The 23,509-nt window shown below is 75.2% G+C and carries 8 protein-coding genes; all 8 read right to left on the minus strand.

The window, feature by feature from the left end; all coding sequences use genetic code 11:
* Nucleotides 1-4: 4 nt before the first annotated feature.
* Nucleotides 5-1,333 carry a cytochrome P450 gene (locus AB0447_RS09375; RefSeq protein ID WP_366475957.1) on the minus strand — a complete coding sequence of 443 codons (1,329 nt, stop codon included), beginning with the start codon at nt 1,331-1,333 and terminating at the stop codon, nt 5-7.
* On the minus strand, nt 1,330-8,682 hold the full coding sequence (locus AB0447_RS09380; protein ID WP_366475958.1) for an amino acid adenylation domain-containing protein: 7,353 nt from the start codon (nt 8,680-8,682) through the stop codon (nt 1,330-1,332). Before AB0447_RS09380 ends, AB0447_RS09375 begins: the two co-directional genes overlap by 4 nt.
* Before the next feature lie 388 nt (nt 8,683-9,070).
* Nucleotides 9,071-15,457 carry an amino acid adenylation domain-containing protein gene (locus AB0447_RS09385; protein WP_366475959.1) on the minus strand — a complete coding sequence of 2,129 codons (6,387 nt, stop codon included), beginning with the start codon at nt 15,455-15,457 and terminating at the stop codon, nt 9,071-9,073.
* 187 nt (nt 15,458-15,644) lie between these two features.
* Nucleotides 15,645-18,113 (minus strand): lantibiotic dehydratase, encoded by a 2,469-nt coding sequence (locus AB0447_RS09390; RefSeq protein ID WP_366475960.1) that lies wholly within the window; start codon nt 18,111-18,113, stop codon nt 15,645-15,647.
* A gap of 12 nt (nt 18,114-18,125) precedes the next feature.
* Complete coding sequence (locus AB0447_RS09395) at nt 18,126-18,395, minus strand: acyl carrier protein (protein WP_366475961.1); 270 nt, start codon at nt 18,393-18,395, stop codon at nt 18,126-18,128.
* Nucleotides 18,392-19,447, minus strand: a complete 1,056-nt coding sequence (locus tag AB0447_RS09400; RefSeq protein ID WP_366475962.1) for a pyridoxal-phosphate dependent enzyme — start codon at nt 19,445-19,447, stop codon at nt 18,392-18,394. Before AB0447_RS09400 ends, AB0447_RS09395 begins: the two co-directional genes overlap by 4 nt.
* Complete coding sequence (locus tag AB0447_RS09405) at nt 19,444-20,949, minus strand: amino acid adenylation domain-containing protein (RefSeq protein WP_366475963.1); 1,506 nt, start codon at nt 20,947-20,949, stop codon at nt 19,444-19,446. The genes AB0447_RS09400 and AB0447_RS09405 overlap by 4 nt, the downstream gene beginning before the upstream one ends.
* Nucleotides 20,949-23,411 (minus strand): lantibiotic dehydratase, encoded by a 2,463-nt coding sequence (locus AB0447_RS09410; RefSeq protein ID WP_366475964.1) that lies wholly within the window; start codon nt 23,409-23,411, stop codon nt 20,949-20,951. Before AB0447_RS09410 ends, AB0447_RS09405 begins: the two co-directional genes overlap by 1 nt.
* Nucleotides 23,412-23,509: the final 98 nt, after the last annotated feature.

The raw sequence follows: 23,509 nt of genomic DNA on the forward strand, positions 1-23,509 counted from the left end.
GCAGTCAGTAGCGGACGGGCAGCGCCGTCAGCGCCCGGTTGAGCAGGGACAGCTGCCAGGTGTGGGCCTGTTCGACCAGTTCCAGTCCCGGGTACTCGCGGACCAGTACGTCGACCACCGCGCCGGCCACCAGCCGGGCCAGCGCCGCACCGATGCAGAAGTGCGCGCCGAAACCGAACCCGAGGTGGGAGGCGCTGCCGCGGCGGACGTCGAACACGTCCGGGTCGGGGAACCGGTCCGGGTCCCGGTTGGCGGCGGCGGTGACCAGGAACATCCGGTCCCCGGAGCGGACCGTGCGCCCGTCGAGGTCGAGGTCCTCCCCGGCGGTGCGGATGGACATCTTGGAGGGCCCGTCGAACCGCATCGCCTCCTCCACGGCCATCGGCACCAGCTTCGGGTCCTCGCGTACGGCGGCCAGCTGTTCCGGGTGCTGCAGCAGCGCCAGCAGGCAGTTGACGATCAGGTTGCTGGTGGTCTCGCCGCCGGCGAAGGCCATCTGGGTCAGCATCCCGACGAACTCCTCCTCGCTGACCGAGGTCCCGATCCGGCCGCCCGCCAGCACGTTGCTGATCAGGTCGTCCTTCGGGTCGGCGCGGCGCTGCCGCACCAGATCGGCCAGGTAGTCGTCCAGGTTCACCAGGGACTGCAGGGACGTGCGGTACTCGCGCTCCTCCTGGGCGGCACCCAGCACCAGGTCGCCCACCCGGGCGTTCCAGTACCAGAAGGACGGGCCGTGGGCCTGGGGGACGCCCAGCCAGCGGGCGAAGACCAGGGCGGGCAGCGGCCGGGCGATGTCGGCGACCAGGTCGCCGATGCTGCCGGGCACCGCGCGCCGGGCCAGCATGGCCCGGGTGGCGCGTTCCACGAAGGCCCGGTAGCGGCCGATGGTGCGGGCCGCGAACTGCTCCTGGAACACCTGGCGGAGCCGGCGGTGCTGCGGCGCGTCGTTGAACACCATCCAGCGCGACAGGATCGCGAAGGCCCGCTCGGCGTCCTCGCGGGCGCCCTCCGGCACGGCGTCCATCAGCGGGCCGACCCGCTCGGCGGAGACCGCCGGGTCCCGCAGGCAGTGCATCAGCTGGCCGTGGCCGGTGATCAGCCAGGCCCGGTGCATGGCGCTCCAGTACACCGGATCGTGGTCGCGGAGCGAGTTGAGGTACCGGTACGGGTCGGCGTTGACCGCCGGGTCGAGGAGGTACCGCTCGGTGAACGGCGCGGTCCGAGCGGCGGCCGTGACGAGCGGTGCGGGGCCGCCCGGCCGCATCGGCGGGGCGTCCGCGGTGGCGCCCGTCACCGGGCAGACCAGGGGGGTGTTCGGGGTCGTGATCGTCATCGACGTACCCCCGCCTCGATCGTGGCGAGCAGCGCCGCCGTGCTCGGCATCAGCCGCTCCGACATCATCGACATGTGGTCTCCTTCGGTGACGTGGACGGTGAGTCCGCCCAGGGCCAGCTCGCGCCAGCGTTCGACGTAGGTGGGGTAGTCCACGTCCAGGCCCGGCATCGGCTCGCCGTCCGGCAGCCCGGCCGCCAGGGAGCCCACCACCAGGTGGATGTGGCCCGGGTAGGGCCGGAGTTCGTAGCCGGCCAGCGCCACCAGCAGCGAGTGCCACACCTCGATCGGTGCGTTCTCCACCAGGGCGGCCTCGCTGGGGCTCATGCCGGCGCCCAGCAGCAGGGCGGTGAGTTCGGCCACCGCCGTGTCCCGTTCCCGCGACGGTGCCAGCGACCGCACCCGGTCGCGCATCCGCAGTCCGGTCTCCATGTCCCGGCCGACTCCGGCCAGCCGTTCGCGGGTGGCCGGGTTGGGCAGGTAGGGCTCGATCAGCACCAGCGGTTCCACGCCGTGCCCGGCCTCGTACAGCTGGGTGGCCATCTCCAGGGCGATGTTGGCGCCCATGGACCAGCCCAGCAGGTCGTGCGGGCCCTGCCCGCCGTGCGCGGTGATCTCCGCGGTGTAGTTGGCGGCGATCCCGGCCACCGTGGTCGGGTCCACCCCGCCGAGCAGGCCGCGGGCCTGGAAGGCGTGCACCGGCCGCCCCGGCGGCAGGGTCCGGGCGAGCGGCACGTACCAGGCGGCGCTGCCGCCCGTGGGGTGCACGCACCACAGCGGGGAGCCCTCGCCCTCGCGCAGCCGGACCTCGGACCTGACCTCGGCCGCCGCCACGCCGGCCGCGGCGGCCTCGGCCCGCTCCGCCAGCCGGGCGATCGTCGGCCGTTCGATCAGGTCCCGCACCGTGACGGGAAGGCCCCGCGAGCTCGCCTGCGCGGCCACCCGGACCGTGGACAGCGAACTCCCGCCCAGGTGGAAGAAGTCGTCGTGGACGCCGACCTCGTTGATGCCGAGCACGGTGCACCACACCTCGGCGAGTTCCTTCTCGGCCGGCGTGCGGGGCGCCACGTACTCCGCTCCGCCGTCCTCCCGGCCGGTCGCCGGCAGCGGCAGCGCCCGCTTGTCGATCTTGCCGCTGCTGGTGACCGGCATCGCGTCGAGGAAGACGTACCGGCCCGGCACCATGTATCCCGGCATCTCGGCCCGCAGGGCCCGCCGGAGCTGCTCCGCGCCGGTCTCCGCCCCCTCGCGCGGCACCACGTACGCGACCAGGGCAGGCTCGCCCGGCAGGTCCCGCCGGAGCAGCACCACCGCCTGACGCACCTCGGGCACCTCGCGGAGCCGGTGCTCGATCTCGCCCAGCTCGATCCGGTAGCCGCGCAGTTTGATCTGGCTGTCCCGGCGGCCCAGCCACTCCACCGTGCCGTCGGGCCGCTGGGCACCGATGTCGCCGGTCCGGCACAGCCGGTCGCCCGGGGCGCCGTACGGGTCGGGCACGAAGGTGGCGGCGGTCAGCTCGGGGCGGTTCAGGTAGCCGGGGCCGACGCACAGGCCGCCGAGGTAGATCTCGCCCGGGACGCCGACCGGGACCGGACGCATGTCCTCGTCCAGCACGTACATCTGCGTGTTGCGGACCGGGCGGCCGACCGGGACCCGCCGGGTGTCCGGGGTCAGGTCGGCGCACACCGACCAGACGGTGGCCTCGGTGAGCCCGTAGATGTTGAGGAAGCGGCGGCCCCGCGACCAGGTTCGGGCCAGTTCGGCCGGGCAGGCCTCGCCCGCCACCTGGAGCACCGCCAGGTCCGGGAAGCGGTCCTCCCCGAGCACGGCCAGCGCGCTCGGCGGCAGCATCGTGCCGGTGATCCCGTACTCCAGCAGCGTGTCCGCCAGGTCGGGGCCGGGCCGCAGGGCGTCCTTGGGCGGGGTGCACAGCCGTCCGCCGTTCGCCAGCGACCAGGTCAGCTCCAGGATGGACGCGTCGAAGCTGAGCGAGGCGAACTGCAGGACCCGGTCGGCGGGCGTCGGGCCGAACACGTCCCGCTGGGCCTCCAGCATGTTGGTCAGGCCGCGGTGGGCGATCGCCGTGCCCTTGGGGATGCCGGTGGAGCCGGAGGTGTAGATCAGGTACGCGGTGCCGTCCGGGTCCGTACGCGCGCCGCCCTCCCGGGCCGGGCCCCCGTACCCACCGGCAGCCCAGACCTCCGGGTCGTCCAGCAGCAGCACCTCGCCGTCGAACGGCACCCGGCCGGCCAGCGGGGACTGGGTGAGCAGCACCCGCATCCCGCTGTCCCGGGCGGTGAACTCCAGCCGGTCCGCCGGGTGCTGCGGATCCAGCGGCAGGAACGCGCCGCCCGCCTTCAGCACCCCGAGCACCGACCGCACCCAGTCCGGGCCGCGGTCCACGCAGATGCCGACCACCACCTCCGGTCCGACGCCCAGCCCGCGCAGCCGCCACGCCAACCGCTCGGCCGCCTCGTCCAGTTCGGCGTAGGTCAGCTCCCCGCCGTCGTACGCCACGGCCACCGCGTCCGGGGTCCGTCCGGCGTGCCCGGCGACCAACTCGTGGAACGCCAGCGGGGTGTTCTCCCGCTCCGCGCCGCGCGCCCAGTCCCGCAGGGCCTGCTCCCGGGCCGCGCCGGCCAGCACGGGCCGCACCACCGGGGCCTCCGGGTCGCCGGTCATCGCCTCCAGCACCTGGCACAGCAGGTCCGCCAGCTGGTCGGCGGTGGCCGGGGCCAGGTACTCCGGGTCGGCGTCCAGCTGGAAGCCGTCCACGCTCGCGTTCACCAGCAGCGGGAACATGGTCCGGGCGATCTCCAGCGACTCGTCCCAGCTGTCCCCGGCCAGCCGGTGGAAGTTGACGAAGTTGAAGATGGCCTCGACCAGGCCCGGCTCGCCGGGCCGCAGCTGCTGCAGCCGGACCAGCGGCACCCGGCGGTGCGGCAGCATCTCCTGCTCGGCGGCGAACACCGCCTGCACGTACTCCAGCCAGCTGCCCTCGGGCCGCCGCACCCCGAACGGCACCGTGTTGAGGAACAGCCCGCGCATCCGGTCGCCGCCCGGCAGCTCCGGCCGCCCGTTGGTGGCCAGGCCGATCGAGTGCCCGGCCGCGCCACCGTCCCCGCCGTTGTCTCCCCGCTCCGCGAACAGGCTCATGGTGTGGTGGAAGGCGGTCAGCAGGACCGTGCGCCGCGGCACCCCGGCCTGCCGGGCCAGCCGGCCGATGGGCTCGGCGAGCCGCGCGTAGGACCGCTTGATCTCGTACACCGGCTGCCCGTCCTCGGCGGGCGGCTCACCGTGCCGCGGGAACCGGACCGGACGGAGTTCGGCGAGCGCAGACCGCCAGTGGGCGAGGGCCTCCTCGTCCTGGAGCGCCGCCCGTTCCAGGGCGACGTACTCGGCGAACCGGGGCGCGGCCGGCAGCTCCGGAGCGCGGCCGTGCGCCACCGACTTCCGGTGCAGGTCGAGAAGGTCGGCGATGAGCGAGGTCAGGCTCCAGCCGTCGAGGACGATGTGGCAGTCGGTGAGGGTGAGCCGCAGCCCGGTGTCGGTGATCCGGTGCAGGTGGATGCGGATCAGCGGGGCCGCGCCGAGGTCGAACCGCCGGCCGAACTCCTCCTGCACGAACTCGCGCAGCACCGCCCGCTGTTCGTCCTGCGGCAGGCCCCGCAGGTCGGTGTACCCGACCGGGACGTGTGCGGTGCGGTGCACCAGCTGGAGGGGCTCGGAGAACGACCCCAGGTCCACGGAGGTGCGCAGGATGCCGTGGTCGCGTACGACGGTGTCCACCGCCGCCTGGAACGCGGCGAGGTCGAAGCCCTCCGGCACGGAGATCTTCAGGTCGGTGACGTTGTGGTAGGCGCCGCGCCGCTCGTCGGCGAGCATCTCGTGCAGCATGCCGGCCTGGAGCATGGTCAGCGGGTACGCGTCCTCCAGGCCCTCGGGCAGCCGGGCCGCGTCGGCCGGGTCGAGCTGGGAGAAGGGCTCCACCGGCGCCGGGCCGTCGTCTTCCGCCACGGTTGCGGCCCGGGCCAGGTCGCCCAGGGTGCGGGCCCGGAACAGGTCCGGCACGCTCAGCGCGAGACCGGCCGAGCGGGCCCGCCCGATCACCTGGAGGGCGAGGATGGAGTCGCCGCCCAGGTCGAAGAAGTTCGCCGTGCTGCCGACCTGTTCGGCCCCCAGCACCTCGGCCCAGATCCGGGCCAGGGTCTCCTCGGCCGGCCCGGCCGGGGCGACGTACCCGGCGGGCGCCGCCGTTCCCTCGGCGGCGACCGCGACCAGCGCCTTGCGGTCCACCTTGCCGTTGGCGGTGATGGGCAGCTTCGGGTGGCGGACGAACAGGGCCGGGACCATGTACTCGGGCAGGGTGAGCCGCAGCCGGTCGCGGAGGTCCGCCGCGTCCAGCGGGCGGCCCTCGGTCAGCACCACGTGGGCGACCAGCCGGGCGCCGCCGTGCCCGTCCGGGCGGGCCACCACGGCCGCGTCCCGGACCCCGGGCAGACCGCGCAGCGCCGTCTCGATCTCGCCCGGCTCGATCCGGAACCCGCGGATCTTCACCTGGTGGTCGGCGCGGCCGCAGTAGGCCAGCTGCCCGTCGGGCAGCACCCGCACCAGGTCGCCGGTGCGGTACATGCGGGAGCCCTGCGGGCCGAACGGGTCCAGCGGGAACCGCTCGGCGGTCAGCTCGGGCCGGTTGCGGTAGCCGCGGGCCACCCCGCCGCCGGCCACGTACAGCTCGCCCACCGTGCCGCGCGGCACCAGCCGTCCGGCCCGGTCCAGGACGTAGCCGTGCTGGCCGGCCAGCGGGCGGCCGATCGGCGAGTACACCGGGGAGCCGGGGTCCTCCTCGGTGATCAGCCGGTAGGTGACGTGCACGGTGGTCTCGGTGATGCCGTACATGTTGACCAGGGCCGGCCGGCGGTCTTCCGGTACGGCGAACCAGTCGCGGTAGTCCCGGGTGTCGAAGGCGTCACCGCCGAAGATCACGGTGCGCAGCGCCAGGTCGGCGAAGCCGGCGCCCTGCTGGGCCAGATGGGCCCGGAGCCCCTTGAACGCGGCCGGGGTCTGGTTGAGGACGGTGACCCGCTCGGTGCGGAGCACGGCGTGCACCGCGGCGGGGTCGCGGACCTCGTCCTCGGTGAGGACCACCACGCGGCCGCCGGAGGTCAGCGGACCCCACAGCTCCCAGACGGAGAAGTCGAAGGCGGGGGAGTGGACGAGGGTCCACACGTCGTCGGGGCCGAAGTCGAAGTGCCGGTCGGCGGCGTCGAACAGCCAGGCCGCGTTGGCGTGGGTGATCTCGACCCCCTTGGGCTGCCCGGTGGAGCCGGAGGTGTAGATGACGTAGGCGAGGGTCCCGGGCCCGGGGCGCACCGCGGCAAGGTCCGCGTCCGTATCGGCACCGGCTTCCTGGTCTGCGGCGTACGCGGTGTCGTCGAGCGGGATCAGGCCCACCGGCAGCCCGGCCACCGCCTCCTGCCCCGTGGCGTCGGCGACCACCCACTCCACCCCGGCGTCGGTCACCGTGAACTCCCGCCGCGCCCGCGGGTGCGCCGGGTCCAGCGGCAGGTAGGCCGCGCCGGCCCGCCACACCCCCAGCAGGGCCACGGCCAGGTCCACCGAACGGCCCAGGCAGACCCCGACCAGGGACTCCGGCCCGATCCCGGCTGCCCGCAGCCGCCGGGCCAGCGCCCGGGAGGCGGCGTCGAGTTCGCCGTACGTCAGGCTGCGCCCGCCGCCGGAGACGGCGACCGCGCCGGGCGCCCGGCGGATCTGCTCGTCCAGCCGGTCCAGGGCGAGCCGGGGCGCCGGCTCGGGCGCCTGCGCCTGTGCCTGCGTCCGTGCCTGCGCCTGCGTCTCCAGGCTGCGGCGGGCGGGGCCGTCGGGGCCCAGCAGCTCGGCGATCTCCTCGTCGGTGAGCAGCCCCATCTCGCTCAGCGGGACGCCCGGCACCTGGGTGAAGGCCCGTAGCACGGCCACGGTGTGGGCGGCCAGCCGGGCCACCGACTCCTCGGTGAACAGGTCGGGGCGGTAGACGAACCGCAGGGTCTGCCGGCCGTCCGCCTCGTACACGTCCAGGGTCAGGTCGAACTTGGCGGTGATCAGGTCGACGGGGAAGGCGGTGCCGGTCGCGCCGCCGAGGACGTACGCACCGGCCTGCCCGGAGGTGTGGGTGTACAGCACCTGGAAGAGCGGATTGCGGGACAGGTCCCGCTCCGGGCTGAGCTCGTCCACCACCCGCTCGAACGGCAGGCCCTGGTGGGAGAGCGCGCCCAGCACGCTCTCCCGGGTGCGGGCGAGCAGCTCGGCGGAGGTCGGGTCGCCCGCCAGGTCGGTGCGGACGACCAGGGTGTTCACGAAGAAGCCGACCAGCTGCTCGGTCTCCGGCCGGTCGCGGTTGGCGACCACGGTGCCGATCGCGATGTCGTCCTGGCCGCTGTGGAAGGCGAGGGCGGCCTGGAACGCCGACATCACCGTCATGTAGGGGGTGGTGTCGGCCCGTTGGCCGGCCTCGGCCAGGGCCGCCGTCAGCGCGGCGGGAAGCTCCACGCTGTGCATCGCGCCGGAATAGGAGCGGGTGGCGGGCCGCGGGTGGTCGGTGGGCAGGTCGAGCGGGGTCAGACCGGCGAGGGTGGTGCGCCAGTAGTCGAGGTCGGTGCTCTCGTCGGTGCCGCGCTGCCAGACCGCGTAGTCGGTGTAGTCGATGGGCTGCGGGGCCAGTTGCGGGGTGCCGCCCTCGGTCCGGGCCCGGTACAGCTCGCGCAGGTCGCCCATCAGGATGTCCAGGGACCAGCCGTCCGACACGATGTGGTGCATGGCGAGGACGAGCACGTGGTCGTCCTCGGCGATCCGCAGCAGGGTGGCCCGGAAGGCGGGCTCGGCGGCCAGGTCGAACGACCGTACCGCCACCTCCCGTACGGCCTCCGCTATCGCCTGCGCGCCGGCCTCCCGCACGGCGGCGGGCAGCACCGTCAGGTCCAGGCCGGCGCCGTCGGCGGGCAGTACCCGCTGGGCGGGCACGCCGTCCCGGGCGGGGAACACGACCCGCAGCTGCTCGTGGCGGGCGACCAGGTCGCGGACCGCCGCGTCCAGCGCGGCCGCGTCCAGCGGGCCGCTGAACCGCCAGGCCGCGGGCATCAGGTACTCGGCGCCGCCGGGGTCGAGCTGGTCGAGGAAGTAGAGGCGCTGCTGGGCCGCCGACAGCGGGGCCTGCTCCGGGCGCGGGTCGAGGCGCGGGATCCCGGCCGGGGCGGCGGTGGCCTTGCCGCGGAGGCGGCGCTCCAGGAGGGCGCGGGCGGCGGGGGAGAGACCGCCGTGGGCGGCGGAGGTTTCGGCCTGGGTGGTGGTCATGGCTGTTCCGTCCAATCAGGGAAGTCGTGAGGTCTGGGAGCGCGCTCCGAGGGGGCCCGGCTTGCCGACGGGGGGCGGTCGGCGGCCGTGAGGCCATCGGGAGCGGTCGGCGGCCGCGCGGCCGGCGAGGCCGGGGGCCGGGGGGCCGGTGCGGCCCGGACCCGGACCCGGGCCGCACCCGGGTCCGGGGCCGCTGCGCGGGCCGCCGGTGGGCCGGTCGCCCGGCCCTGCGCGGGTCGTGGCCGGGTCCGGTGGCCGCGGGCGGCCCGCCGGTCGTGCCCGGCGCTGCCGCGCGCCGCCGGCGGACCGTACCGGCCGGGGCCCTCCGGGCAGCCGCCGCCTGCGCGATGCCGGCCGGGTGGGCCGCCGGAGCGGGCCGCCGGGTGGGTCAGAAGTCGTCCGTCAGGGAGAGGTCGATCTCGTCGTCGCTCATGTCGGCGATCAGGGCGATGAGTTTGCGTTCCACCTCGACGGCGAGCTGTTCCACCGTCGGGTGGTCGAACAGGTCGCGGACCTGCATCTCGCAGTCGAAGGCGGCGCGCAGCCGGGAGGCGACCGCCACCGCGCGGAGCGAGTGGCCGCCGAGGGCGAAGAAGTCGTCCCGGATACCGACCTCCGGCAGCCCCAGCACCTCGGCCCAGATCTGGGCCGTCACCACCTCGGTGGGGGTGCGCGGCGGCACCGATTCGGCCGCCGCGGGCAGTTCCGGGTCGGGCAGCGCGGCCGTGTCCAGCTTGCCCTGGACGGTCCGCGGCAGTTCCTCCAGCACCACGAACGCGGCCGGCACCATGTAGCCGGGGAGCAGCGACCGGCAGTGCGCGGCCAGTGTTCCGGCGTCCAGGCCGGGCCGGCCGGCCGCGTAGCCGACCAGGGCGCGGTCCCCGCGCAGCTCGCGCACCAGGACCGCGGCCGCGTGCACCGCTTCGTGCTGTTCCAGTACCGATTCCACCTCGCCGAGTTCGATGCGGAACCCGCGGATCTTGACCTGGTGGTCGGTGCGGCCGAGGAAGTCGAGTTCCCCCGACGGAAGCCGGCGGACGATGTCCCCGGTGCGGTAGAGCCGGCCGCCCGGGGCGCCGCCGAACGGGTCCGGGATGAACCGTTCCGCGGTCAGCTCCGGCTGCCCCAGATAGCCGCGGGCCAGCTCGGGCCCGCCGACGAGGAGTTCACCGGGCACCCCGACCGGGACGAGGCGGTCGTGCGCGTCCACCACGTAGGTCCGGCGGGCACCCCAGGCCCGGCCGATCGGAACCCGGCCGTCCACCGGCCCCGTCACCAGGTGGGAGGTGGCCGAGATGACGGTCTCGGTCGGCCCGTAGGTGTTCTGGAACGGTACGTCGGGGAGTTCGGTGAACCAGCGGGCCAGCGGGGCGGACGGCAGGGTCTCACCGCCGGTGACGGCCAGCCGCAGGCTCTTCAGGTCGCCCGCGACCCCGTCCAGCCGGGCGATGATCTCCTCCCAGTAGGAGGGGGTGGCCTCCATCACGGTGACCCCCTCGGACCGGACCCGGGCGGCGAGTTCCTCCACCGTCCACACCTCGTCCGGCCGGATCACCACCGTGGCGCCCGCGCCGAGCGCCGGCAGGATCTGTTCCAGCGAGGCGTCGAAGGAGAACGAGGCCAGGTTCATGACCCGGTCGGCGGCGGTGATGCCGAACCGCTCCCGGGCGGCCACCGCGTGGGCGGCCATCGCATGGTGTTCCACCCCGACGGCCTTGGGCCGGCCGGTGGAACCCGAGGTGAAGATCACGCAGGCGAGTTCGCGGGGGCCGGGCACGTGCCGTGGCCCGTCCGGGTCCGGCCGGACCCCGTCGAAGGACACCGTGGGCACCCCCAGCCCGCCCGCCGGTCCGGCGGCCGCCGCGTCGGTCACCACACAGTGCACCCCGGCCCGCTCCACCATGTAGCGGAGCCGGTCCGCGGGCAGTTGCGGGTCCAGCGGCACGTACACGCCGCCCGCCCGCCAGACCGCGGCCATCGCCGCCACCGAGCGCAGCCCCCGCCGCAGGCACACGCCCACCGGCACCTCCGGGCCGACCCCGGCGGCCGTCAGCGCCCGCGCCAGGCCGCCGGTCAGGGCGTCCAGTTCGCCGTACCGCAGGGACTCGTCACCGCAGACCAGCGCGACCGCCTCCGGATCACCGGAGACCTCGAAGGGAGGCACCCCGGAGACGAGTTCCGGCCCGCCGGACTCCCCTTCCTGCGCGGTGAGTGCGGCGTACTCGGCGGCCGACAGCAGCTCCAGCCGCCCCACCGGGGTCCCCGGGTCGGCCAGTGCCGATTCCAGCAGCCGGCCCACGTGCCCGGCGAACCGGGTGACCGTCGCCGCGTCGAACAGATCGCTCGCGTACTCCACGTTCAGCGCGAACCGGTCCGGATAGAGCAGGAAGGTGGCCGTCATGTCGAACTTGGCCGAGCCCCAGGGGAGCAGGAAGTGCTCCACGTCCAGGCCCTCGACCCGCGGCCCGCCGGTGGCGCTCTCCTGTACGTCGAACATCACCTGGAACAGCGGATTCCGGGACGGGTCCCGCTCCGGCCGCAGCTGCTCCACCAGCCGCTCGAACGGCACCTCCTGGTGGTCGAACGCGCCGAGCACCGACTCCCGGACCCGGCCCAGGAACTCCTCGAACGTCGGCTCCCCGGACAGGTCGCCGCGCAGCACCACCGTGTTCACCAGCAGCCCGACGAGGCGCTCCAGCTCCAGCTGGCCGCGGCCGGCCACCGGCGTGCCCACCGCCACGTCCTCCTGCCCCGACCAGCGGGCCAGCACGATCTGCGTCACCGCCAGCAGCACCATGAACCGGCTCACCCCGTACCGGCGGGCCAGCTCGCCCAGCCCGGCCGCCAGCTCCGGCGCCAGATCCACCTCGACCGCGCCGCCCCGGCCCGACCAGCCAGCCGGGCGCGGCCGGTCGGTCGGCAGCTCCAGCACCGGCACCCCGGCGAGGGCTCCCTCCCAGTACTCCAGCTGCCGCTCCAGCACTCCGCCGGCCAGCCGGTCGCGCTGCCACACCGCGAAGTCCCCGTACTGCACCGGGACCGGCGGCAGCCCGGCCGGGCGGCCCTCGAGCCGCGCCCGGTACCCGGCCGCCAGCTCCTCGATCAGGATGTCCTTGGACCAGCCGTCGGTGGCCACGTGGTGGAAGGCGATCACGGCCACGTGATCGGCCGGCCCCAGCTCCCACACCCCGGCCCGCAGCATCGGCGGCCGCGCCAGGTCGAACCGGCGGGTGGCGAACGCCACCGCCAGCTCCCGCACCCGGTCCAGCCGGCCGGCCTCGTCGCCGCCCGGCGGGACGGCCTGCCACTCCACCGGTACGCCGACCCCGTCGACCACCCGCTGCGCCGGACGGCCGTCCACCTCGACCAGCGCGGTCCGCAGCGCCTCGTGCCGGGCCACCACCTCGTCGAGCGCCCCCTGCCAGGCGGCCCGGTCCAGTCCGCCGCGCATCCGCCAGGAGAACCAGAGCACGTACTCGTCACCGACGTCCGACATCCGGTCCAGGAACCACATCCGTTCCTGCGCGAAGGACAGCGGCAGCGGCCCGGACCGGTCCACCGGGACGACCGTGGCCGCACCGGCCTGCCGGGCCGCGGCGACCACCGGCCCGAACGCGCGGATCCGCGGGTTCTCGAACAGGGTGCGGAGCTCGACCTCGCGGCCGAGCCGCTCCGCGATCCGGGACACCGCCATGGTCGCGAGCAGCGAGTGCCCGCCCAGGTCGAAGAACCCGTCGTCGATGCCGACCCGGTCCACGCCCAGCACCTCGGCCCAGATCTCGGCGACCACCCGCTCGGTCTCGTCGCGCGGCGCGACGAACTCCACGCCGCCCACCGCCCGGTCCCGGTCGCGGTCCCCGGACACGGCGGGCAGGGCGGCCCGGTCGAGCTTGCCGGAGGCGTTCACCGGCAGGGCGTCCAGCGCCACGAAGTCCGCGGGCACCGCGTAGTACGGCAGCCGATCGGCACACCAGGCCCGCAGCGCGGCCGGCTCGACCGGGCCGTCCGGGCCCGCCACCACATAGCCGGCCAGGCTCTGCCCGCCCTGGGCGTCCTCGCCCGCGGCGACGGCCGCGGCCACCACCCCCGGGCATTCCCGCAGCACCGCCTCGACCTCGCCGAGCTCGATGCGGAACCCGCGGATCTTGACCTGGTCGTCGGCCCGGCCGAGGAACTCCAGCTCCCCGGAGGGCAGCCGGCGGACCAGGTCCCCGGTCCGGTACAGCCGCCCGCCGGCCGCCCCCGGGGTGAACGGGTCGGGAACGAACCTTTCGGCGGTCAGGGCCGGCTGCCCGAGATAGCCGCGGGCCAGCTCCGGCCCGCCGACCAGCAGTTCGCCGGCTACACCCTCGGGCACCAGCTCGCCGTACCCGTCCACCACGTACGCCCGGCGCCCGCCCAGCGGGCGGCCGATCGGGACCGGGCCGGGGCCGGCGGCCGGGTCCACCGTGTGGGTGGTGGCCGTGACGGTGGTCTCGGTCGGGCCGTACGCATTGCACACCCGGGCCTGCGGTACCGCGGCCAGCCAGGCGGCCAGGGCACCCGCCGGCACCGACTCCCCGCCGAGGATCAGCAGCCGCAGCGAGGCCAGGTCGGCCGCGTGGCCGCTGCCGGTGCCGCCGGCGGTGCCGCCGTCCAGCGAGTGGGCCAGCTCGGCCCAGTAGGTGGGCGGCAGATTGAGCACGGTGATCCCGTGCCGTCGGACCGCCTCGGCGACCCGGGCGGGCAGCCACTGCTCATCGGGCCGGATCACGACGCTCCCACCGCAGCCGAGGGCGGTCAGCAGCTGGTCGAAGGAGGCGTCGAAGCAGAAGGAGGAGAACGCCAGCACCCGGTCCTCGGCGGTGATCCCGAACTCGGCCCGGGCGGCGGCCACATGGGCGGCCATGGCCCGGTGCTCGACCCCGACGGCCTTGGGCCGCCCGGTGGACCCGGAGGTGAAGATGACGTACGCGAGGTCTTCGGGCGCGGGGGTGTAACGGGGCGCGGCCTCGCCGGGATTCCGGTCCGCCGTCCCGGAGGGTGCGGTGGCCTCGGCCGGGATGACCGCGGGGCCGAGGGTGCTCGCCAGGAACGCCGTCGACGGATCGGCCAGGACGAAGCGGACGTCCGCCTCTGCCGTCATGAACCGCAGCCGTTCCTCCGGGAGTTGCCGGTCCAGCGGGACGAAGACCCCGCCGGCCCGCCACACCGCGGCCATCGCCGCGACCGCCGGGATGCCGCGCCGCATGCACACGCCGACCGGGGTGCCCGGGGTCACGCCCGCCGCCGCCAGGCGCGCCGCCAGCCTGCCGGTCAGGGCGTCCAGTTCGCCGTACCGAAGCGTTTCGTCCCCGCACACCAGCGCCACCGCCTCCGGCTCGCCCGCCAGCTCGAACGGCGGCGCCTGCGCCGCCGCCGCGGACGGGCTGCCGGCCAGGGCGATCAGGCGGGTGCGCTCGCCGCCCGGCAACGGCTCGATCCGTGCCGCGAGTTCGGCGACCGGCCGGTCCGGCTCGGCCGTCACCGCGCGCAGCAGCCCGACGTAGCCCTCGGTGAACCGGCGCATGGTGTCCGCGTCGAACAGCGCGGTGGCGTACTGCAGGCGGGCGGCGATCCCGCCGTCCGCGGCCAGGCCGAGGTCGAGGAACACGTCCAGCGGGGTGCCCCGCAGCGGGGTCCGGACCAGTGCCACCTCCAGGCCGTCCAGCCGGGCCGGTTCCGGAACCGTGTTGAGCAGGGTGAACGAGGCCTGGGCGAGCGGGTGCCGGGACAGGTCGCGTTCGGCACCCACCTCGCCGACCACCCGGTCGAAGGGCGCCTCGAAGTGCGAGAAGTCCTGGAGGGCACGGCTGCGGACCCGGCCCAGCAGCTCGGCGAAGGTCGGCGCGCCGGACAGGTCGGTGCGCAGCACGATCGTGTTTACGAACGGGCCGATGACACCGGCCACTTCCGCCTGACCGCGATCGGCGAGCGTGGTGCACACGGCGATGTCGGACCGGCCCGAGTAGCGGGCCAGCAGCGCCTGGTACACGGACAGCAGCAGCATGTACCGGGTCGCGCGGTGCCGGCGGGCCACCCGGTCGACCTCGCCGACCAGCTCGGCCGGCAGGTGGAACCGGACGACGTCGCCGGAGCCGTCCCAGAACTGCGGCCGCGGCCGATCCGCGGGCAGGGCGAGCGGGGACACCCCGGTCAGCCGGTCCCGCCAGTACCCCAGCAGCCGCTCCATCCGGGCCCCGCCGAGCCGCTCCGCCTCGGCGCGGGCCACGTCCGCGTACTGGAGTGCAGGCGCCGCCGGCTCCTCCCCGCGGTACCCGGCGGCCAGTTCGCGCAGCAGCACGTCCCAGGACCAGCCGTCGACGGCGATGTGGTGCACCACGACCAGCAGCAGGTGCTCGGCCGGCCCCAGCCGGGCCAGCGTGACCCGCATCGGGTGATCCGCCGCCAGGTCCAGCGGGCGGGCCAGTTCCCGGTCGAAGAGCTCCTCGGCGCTGTCCGCCTCGGTCCGCTCCACCACCAGGGCGCCCGGCGGGTCCACCCGCGGTACGGGCTCCCCGTCGACCTGCACGTACCGGGTGCGCAGCACCTCGTGGCGGTCCGCGATGCCCGTCAGGGCGCGTTCGAGGGCCGGGACGTCGAGGTCGCCGCGGATGCGCAGCGCCAGGGGGAGCAGGGAATCGGATGAACCTCCGGCGAGCTGGTCGAGGAACCACAGCCTCCGCTGCGCGAACGATGCCACCCGCACATCGCTGCTCTGCCCCGCCGTGCCGTGCGCTGCGCCGCCAACCTTCACTGTGGGCCTCCAGGCCTCCAAGCCGGTGTTTTCCACAACACTGCTGGCTGCGGGATCGGCTCAGTAGGGAAGAAGACGCAGCGCCGCGCGCGTCAGTACGCGCAACCACGCGCGACGGCGGCCCGCCCGGCGGGATGTTCCGCCGGGCGTGCCGCCGCCGCGCATCACTTTCCTTCCAGGTCGCGTCCTACGCCTCGTCCACCGCCACGAAGCGCAGTTCCGAGGTGTAGAGCTCGCCCTGGTCGTCCGTCAGCCAGGCCTGTTCCGGGGTCGGCAGCATCTCGGTGATGACGGCGCGCCCGTCCGGGTCCTTGCGGGACAGCCGGCGCAGTGCCTTGGCGAGGATGTTGACGTACACGGGGCTGTCGAAGTCCACGTAGAACGGCCGGGTCTCGGTGGGCAGGACCACGAACACGAAGCGCGGCAGCTCGTGCTGCTCCCGCCACTGCCGGGCCCGGACGAACCGGCGGGCCTCGTCCTTCTCCTCCGCGAAGGCGATGCCGGCGGCGGGCAGCCGCCAGGTCTCGCGGGCCACCACCAGCCGGTCGACGGTGACCCGCGGCGAGTGGGCGGGTTCCTCGGGCAGGATCTGGAACAGGTCCATGGCCAGGGTGGTCAGCACGTGCGAGAACACGTCCACCGCGGCGAACTCGGCCCCGTCGGGCAGCACCACCCGCAACGCGCCGTCCCGTTCCGTGACCAGCACGTCCGCGCTGAGTGCGGTCCGCGGCCGGGCGGGGTCGGCGGTGAAGTCCACCAGGGCCACGTAGTGGTCCTCGGGCCGGACCAGGGTGTGCCGGATGCGGGCGGAGAGCCGGGACCGGTGCTCCTTCGGCAGCAGCGGCATCAGCCGGGGGCCGGGGTGGTCCCGGTCGGTGAGCCGTACCAGTTCCCCGGGGTCGGGGTGCTGGTTGACGAACAGGGAGGCGCCCAGGGTGTTGGCCGCCATGTGGAGTTCGCCGAGGACCAGTTCGAAGTCCCCGCGGGCCACGGCCTCCGCCCCGGTCGCGCCGATCATGATGTCGGGGCTGAGGTACCGGGCGGCGGTCCAGCCCGCACCCCCGGTCCCGCCCGCGTCCCCCGTCCCGGTCCCGGTCCCGCCCGGGGTTCCGGCGTCGCCGAACTGTTCTGCGACCGGCCCGGCGATGTCGGCCAGGGACAGCCTCAGGTGCCGGGCGTCCGGCGGCGCGGACAGGACGGCGTCCCAGCGCCGCCGGAACTCCCGTTGCAGCGCCGCCGCTTCCTCGCGGGCCGCGCCGTGCAGGACCGGCATGCAGGCGAACCAGAACGCCGCCAGGTCCACCGGGTCGCCCTGCGCGGCCAGCTTCGCGTACACCTCCTTCGCCCGGGCCATCACGGCCTCGGCCAGCCGGGCGGTGAGCCAGCCGGCGCTGGCGAGCAGCGGCTCCAGCGGGGCCAGGGCCTCCTGTACGGAGCTGCCCACGGTGGCGGTCGCGGCCCGGCGGCAGTCGGAGTACACCAGGGCCCGGCAGGGCGCCGTACCGGCCGATTTCTCCCGTACGGCGGCGGTCTCGGTGAGGGCGGTGAACTCCCCTTCCAGTGCGGTGAGGGCGGCGACCAGGGCGTCGGCGCCCTCGGCCGCCCGCACCCGGTCCCGGCCGCGTTCCAAGCTGTCGAGGGCGGCGAGGCCGGGCCGCCGCAGTTCCGGGTCGCCGATCCGGTCGAGCCAGGCCCGCAGGTGGCGTTCGGGGCGGGCGTCGGCGGGTATCTCCAGCCGCCACACCACCCAGCGGCGGGCCACCAGGTCCTCCAGTACGGCGGTCACGTCGACGTCCGGCAGCGCGGCGCGGATCTCCCGGGCCGGCCGTACGCCGTCGCACAGCCGGAGGACGGCGGCGGCCTCGTCGGTCACCTCCGCGGCCGGCCGGCCGGGCACGGCCACCCGGGTGCCGGTGTGGCGTACGAACGGCACCCGCCGGGGCGCCACCCAGTCCCGCAGGGCCGGGTCGGCGCCGATGACGGCGGCCAGCGCGTCGATCGCCCAGGAGGCGAAGTACACCTCCGAGCCGGCGACCAGGCCGCGGCCGGGATCGACTTCCACCCCGTCGGTGCCGAGGTCCCAGCGGCCCCAGCCGACGGGGCCGAAGAAGCCGATGGTGTCGTTCTTGACGCAGAACCGCTGCCAGTAGTGGGCGACGAGTTCCTCCCGCTGGCGCGGCATGCTGGTGCGGCCGGCCGCGGTCGGGGTCCAGTTGAGGAACGGGGTGATGCCGGACTGCAGGACGGGCCGGTTCTGCCATGCCACCGCCTCGCGGAAGGCGGGCGTCCGGGCGATGTCCTGGAGGGCGTGCGCGGTCTCCACGGCGGCCTCGGCGAACAGGCCGGCGAAGTCCCGCCAGTCGTCCCCGTCGAGACCGGCCCCGGGGTCCTCCGCCCCGAACTTGTCGGCGGCCGCGGCCAGCCCGTCGGGGGCCAGCCGCAGCACACCGCGGGCCGGGAAGCCGGGGCCGCGCAGGGCGAACTGCTCCCACAGGCGCCAGCGTCCGCCGGGCAGCCGGGGGCCGGGTGCTGCGGCCGGTGCTGTGACGGGTGCCGTGGTCGGTGCTGTGATAGGTGCTGTGGTCGGTGCTTTCGCCGGTGTTGTGGCCGGTGCTGTGTCGGTACCGGTGGCGGTACCGGGATCCGTGTCGGTCATGGCGGGCAGCCCTCACACCTGGACGAGGTCGGACTCGACGACGGAGGCGAGGTCCGCGGGCGAGGGGTAGGCGAAGACCAGCGCGACCGGCACCTCCACCCCCAGCGTCTCCTCCAGCCGCGCGGTGATACGGAACGCGGTGAGCGAGTCGCCGCCCCACTCGTAGAAGTCGCTGGCCTCGTCGAGCTCCGCGACGCCGAGGGTCTCCCGGTAGACGGACACCACCAGTTCGGTGAGGGCGGTGCCGACGGGCTGTGCAGTCAGGTTCTGGGTGCTGGTCATGAGAGGTCCTCCCGGTGCGGGTGTGCGGCGTACGACGTGTGTGAGGCGTGCGGGGTGTATGAGGTGTGCGGCGTGTGTGAGGAGTACGGGGTGTGCGACGTGTACGAGGTGATCGCGGCGGTCAGTGCCGCCGTGGTGTTGCCGCCGGAGACGATGGCGACGGCGCGGCCGCCGTCACGTCCGGCGCGCAGGGCCCCGGCCAGCGCGACGGCTCCGCTGGGCTCGGCCTCGACCCCGCGGCGGCGCAGCAGCGCAACCGCGGCGAGGATCTCGGAGTCGGACACCGCAATCAGGTCGTCGACCCGGTCGCGGATGATCGGGTACGGCACCAGGCCGGGCTGCTGGCCGCGCAGCCCGTCGGCCACGGTGTCGCCGGGCGCCAGCCGTACGGGCCGGCCGGCGGCCAGCGACCGGGCGTAGCGGGGGGTGCCCGCGGGCTCGACGCCCACCACCCGGACCGGATGGTCGCGGGCGGCCAGGCAGACCCCGGCCAGCAGGCCGCCGCCGCCGGCCGGCACGTACACGGTCTCGGTGTCGGGCGCGTCGGCCAGGATCTCCCGGCCGACCGTGCCCTGTCCGGCGACCACGAGCTCGTCGTCGGAGGAGGGCACCAGCACCGCACCGGTCTCCCGGGCCAGTTCCCGGGCCCGGGACTCGCGTTCGGCGACCCCGCCGGGCACGCTGACGGTCTGTCCGCCGAGCGCCCGGATCAGGGTGATCTTGGCGGGGCTGGCGCCTTCGGCGAGGACCACGGTCACCCGGACGCCCAGCGGGGCGGCCAGCCGGGCCAGCGCGATCCCGTGGTTGCCCGAGGAACCGGTGACGATCTCACGGGCACCCAGGGCCAGTACCGCGTTGGCCGCCCCGCGCATCTTGAAGGAGCCGCTGTGCTGGAGGTGTTCGGCCTTCAGCAGCAGCCCCCAGCCCCTGCGGCGGCGGCCGGGCGCCGGCAGCCCCGGCAGCAGCGGGGTGTGCCGGACCTGGCCGGCGATGCGTCCGGCCGCGGCCTCCACATCGGCCGGGCCCAGGTGGGTGGTGAGGGCGGCGGTCACGGCCGGCCTCCCGTCTCGGCGAGGGCCCGCCGGTCCGCTTTGCCGCCGCGGGTGGTGGGCAGCCGGTCCAGCCGGACGAACCGGCGCGGTATCAGGTGCGGGGGCAGGGTCCTGCCGAGGTGGGTGCGGAGCGCAGGATCGCCGGTGTCCGCCGGCACGCCGGTGACATGGGCGACCAGGAACACCCGGCCCTGCGCGTCGGTGTCGGCGGTGACCACCGCCCCCGTGACCTCGGGGTGCGCCAGCAGGGCGCCCTCCACCTCGGCCGGGTCGACCCGGTAGCCGCGGATCTTCACCTGCCGGTCGCTGCGGCCCAGGTACTCCAGGCCGCCGGGGCCCCGGCGGGCCAGGTCCCCGGTCCGGTACAGGCGGGCGCCCGGCGCCCCGAGCGGGTCGGGCACGAACCGCGCGGCGGTCCGGGCGGGCAGCCCGCGGTAGCCGCGGGCCACCCCGGCCCCGCCGATGTACACCTCCCCGGTCTCCCCGTCGGGCACCGGTGCCAGGGCCGCGTCCAGCAGCCGTACCACCACCCCGTCGATCGGGGTGCCGACCAGGTCGCATCCGGTGTCCGGGGCGGCCGGGACGGCGTACCGGGTCGAGGTCATCGTGCATTCGGTCGGCCCGTACTGGTTGACGAGGCCGCCGCTCAGCAGGGACCGCCCGCCGGCCGCCAGGAAGGGCCGCAGCGACTCCCCGCTGGACACCACCAGCCGCACCCCGTCCAGCAGCCGGGCGGGGTCGGGCTGCCCCGCCAGGAAGGACAGGAAGGACGGGGTCACCGACAGCAGCGCGGTCACCCTGTGCTCGCGCACGGCGGCCCCGAACTCCTCCGGCCGCAGCAGCGCCGACCGCGGTACGAGGACCAGCCGGCCGCCCGCCAGCAGCGGGGCGAAGGTGTCCCGCAGGGAGGCGTCGTAGCCGAGCGGGGCGACCTGCAGGGCCACGGTGTCCGGGCCCAGACCGTAGTCGCGGGCCACGAACCGCAGGTAGTTGTCCAGCCCGCCGTGCTCGACCAGGACGGCGCTGGGCTCCCCGGTGCTGCCCGAGGTGTGGCTGACGTAGGCCAGGGACCGCTCACCGGGCGGCTCGGCCGGGGCGGCAGGGTCGGGCACCGGACCGGGCCGGTCCAGCAGTACCGGCCGGCCGGGTATCCCCAGCTGCTCCATGGGTGCGGCGAGGTCCGAACAGGTCAGCAGCAGGTCGGCGCCGCCGCTGCGGACCAGCGCGGCCAGACGGGCCGGCGGCTGCTCCACGTCCAGGCTCAGGAAGGCCGCCCCGGACCGCACCACGGCGGCCATCGCGACCACGGCGTCCGCGCCGCGCGGTACGGCCACGGCGACCACCGTCTCGGGCCGGGCGCCCCGGGCGCGCAGCGTCCCGGCCAGCGCCTCGATGCGGGCGCTGAGTTCCCCGTACGTCAGCTCGCCGTCCGGGGTGGTGAGGGCGGTCCGGTCGGGGGCGAGGGCGGCGTGTGCGGCGATGTCGTCGACGAAGGTGCGCATCACGCCTCACCCGGGCCCTCGGTATCGACGCCGGTCCGTCCGACGGCGGTGTCGTCCGTGCCCGTCCGGCCGACGGCGGTCCGGCCGACGGCGGTCCGGCCGACGGCGGTCTGCTCGACGGCGGTCCGGCCGACGGCGGTCTGGTCGACGGCGACGAACCGCAGCTCGGAGGTGTAGGTGCTGCCCTCGTCGTCGGTCAGCCAGGCCTGCTCGGGCGTCGGCAGCATCTCGCTGATCTTCAGGCGGGCGTCCGGGTCCTTGCGGGCCAGCCGGCGGGCCGCCTTGGCCAGGATGGTCACGTACACCGGGCTGTCGAAGTCCACGTAGAACGGCCGGGGTTCGGTCGGGGACACCACGAACACGAAGCGGGGGAGCTCGCGTCCGGCCTGCCAGTGCCGGGCCCGGACGTACCGCTTGGCCTCCGACTTCTCCTCGGCGAAAGCGAGTTCGGACACCGGTACCGACCAGGTCTCCCGGGCCACCACCATCTTGTCGATGGTGATCCGGGGGGTGTGCTCGCCCTCCGGGCGGAGCGTGAACCGGTCCATCACCCGCTGGGTGAGGGTGTTGGCGTACACGTCGAGCAGGTCGAACACGGCGCCGTCCGGCAGCACCACGACCAGGGCGCCGTCCCGGTCCTCCACCACGGCGTCCGCGCCGAGCACGGTGCGCGGCCGGTGCGGGTCGCCGGTGTCGTCGATCACGGCCACGTAGTAGTCCTCGGGCCGGTCCAGGGAGGGCCTGCTGCGCGCCGACCACTTCAGCGGCAGCTCCTTGGGCAGCTGCGGCAGCAGCCGGGGCCCGGGGAAGTCGCGGGTGGTCTCGGCCAGCAGCTCGTCGCGGTCGGGGTGCTGGTGCACGAACAGGGAGGCGCCCATCGTGTTGAGCGCGGAGTGCATCTCGCCGAGGACCAGCTCGAACTCGCCGCGGGCCACCGCGGCCCGGTCCTCGGCCAGCACCAGTACGTCCGGGCTGAAGTAGCGGGCCAGCGACCAGCCGGCGCCGGACTCCTCGAACGCGGCCCGCACCTGCTCGGCGATGTCGGCCGAACTCCGGCGGACACTGCGCGCCCCCTCCGGCACGGCCAGGATCTCCGCCCACTTCTCCCGGAGTTCGGCCTGGACGGCGTCGATGATCGCGCCGGCCTGCGGGTGCGGGGACGGCAGGGTCGCCATCCACATCGACCCCAGGTCCACCGGATCACCGGAGGCGGCAAGCCGTTCGTACGCCTCCCGGATGCGGGCACCGACGGCCTCGGCCACCCGGTTGGTCATCCAGCGGGCCGCGGTCAGGCACAGGGAGAGCGGGGTCAGTTCGTCGAGCAGGGCGGTGCCCAGGGTGGCGGTCGCCGCCCGTCGGGCGTCCGAGTAGACGAGGCCGCGGCACGGCGCGGTCCGGGCGCCCTTGGAGCGCTGCGCGTCGGTGGCGGTGAGCGCGGCGAAGTCCGCCTCCAGTGCGCCGATCGCCGCGGTCAGCGCGTCCGCGTCCAGGCCGGCGGCCTGGACCGCGTCGCGGCCCCGCTCCAGTACGGCCAGCTTCTCCAGCGCCGGCTCCCGGACCGCCGGGTCGCCGATCCGCTCCAGGATGGTCCGCAGCTCCCGCTCCGGGTGGGTGGCCGACGGCACGTCGAGGCGCCAGTGCGCCCACCGCTTGGCGACCAGCGCCTCCACGGCGGCGGTGGCCTCGGCCTCCGTCAGGCCGGCCGCCGCGGCGACGGCCGCGACCGGCCGGGTCCCGTCGCAGAGCTCCAGCACGGCCCGCGCGGTCGCACCGATCTCCTGCGGCGGCCGGCCCGGCACCCGGACCGTACCGTCCGCGATCCGTACGAAGGACACCCGGCGCGGGGGTATCCACGCCCGCACGGCCGGGTCGGCGCCCAGCGATTTGGCGAGGGCGTCGATCGCCCAGGAGGCGAAGTACACCCGCGAGTCGGCGAGGAATCCGCTGCCGGGGCTGCCCGGGTCCACGGCGATCCCGTGGGTGCCGAGGTCCCAGCGGCCCCAGCCGACGGGGCCGAAGAAGCCGATGGTGTCGTTCTTGACGCAGAACCGCTGCCAGTAGTGGGCGACGAGCTCCTCCCGCTGGCGGGGCATGCTGGTGCGGCTCGCGGCGGTCGGCGTCCAGTTCAGGAACGGCGCGATGCCGGTGCGCAGCACGGCCGGGTTCTGCCAGGCCACCGCGGCGCGGAAGCGCGGCGAGGCGGCGATCTCCTGCAGCAGTCCGGCGGTGCGCACGGCGCCCGTGTCGAAGTCCGCGAGGAAGGCCTCCCACTCCGGCCCGGCGAGGGCGTCGGCCGGCCCGAACTTGTCGGCGGCGGGTGCGAGCCCCGGCGGGGCCATGCGCAGCACCCCCTCGGCCGGAAAGCCGGGGCCGCGCAGGGCGAAGTGCTCCCACAGGCGCCACCCCCCGGTGGGCAGATGCACGTTCTCCGGGCTGCGTGGCGTATCCGGCATCTCCGGCATGATGAAGCTCCTTCCAGGCTGGCTGCCCCGAACACTGCCGGGGGCCGGGCCGGGCGGACAGGGAAGGAGCAGCAGGGTCTTCCGCCGGTCCTGCTGCG

Source organism: Streptomyces sp. NPDC051211, from assembly GCF_040689505.1.
Taxonomy (GTDB): Bacteria; Actinomycetota; Actinomycetes; order Streptomycetales; family Streptomycetaceae; genus Streptomyces.

Excerpts from the sequence above, each read along its gene's own strand:
- AB0447_RS09410 (WP_366475964.1), bottom strand. The coding sequence starts at position 23,411 with ATGCCGGAGATGCCGGATACGCCACGCAGCCCGGAGAACGTGCATCTG.
- AB0447_RS09380 (WP_366475958.1), bottom strand. The coding sequence starts at position 8,682 with ATGACCACCACCCAGGCCGAAACCTCCGCCGCCCACGGCGGTCTCTCC.
- AB0447_RS09390 (WP_366475960.1), bottom strand. The coding sequence starts at position 18,113 with ATGACCGACACGGATCCCGGTACCGCCACCGGTACCGACACAGCACCG.
- AB0447_RS09375 (WP_366475957.1), bottom strand. The coding sequence starts at position 1,333 with ATGACGATCACGACCCCGAACACCCCCCTGGTCTGCCCGGTGACGGGC.
- AB0447_RS09405 (WP_366475963.1), bottom strand. The coding sequence starts at position 20,949 with ATGCGCACCTTCGTCGACGACATCGCCGCACACGCCGCCCTCGCCCCC.
- AB0447_RS09395 (WP_366475961.1), bottom strand. The coding sequence starts at position 18,395 with ATGACCAGCACCCAGAACCTGACTGCACAGCCCGTCGGCACCGCCCTC.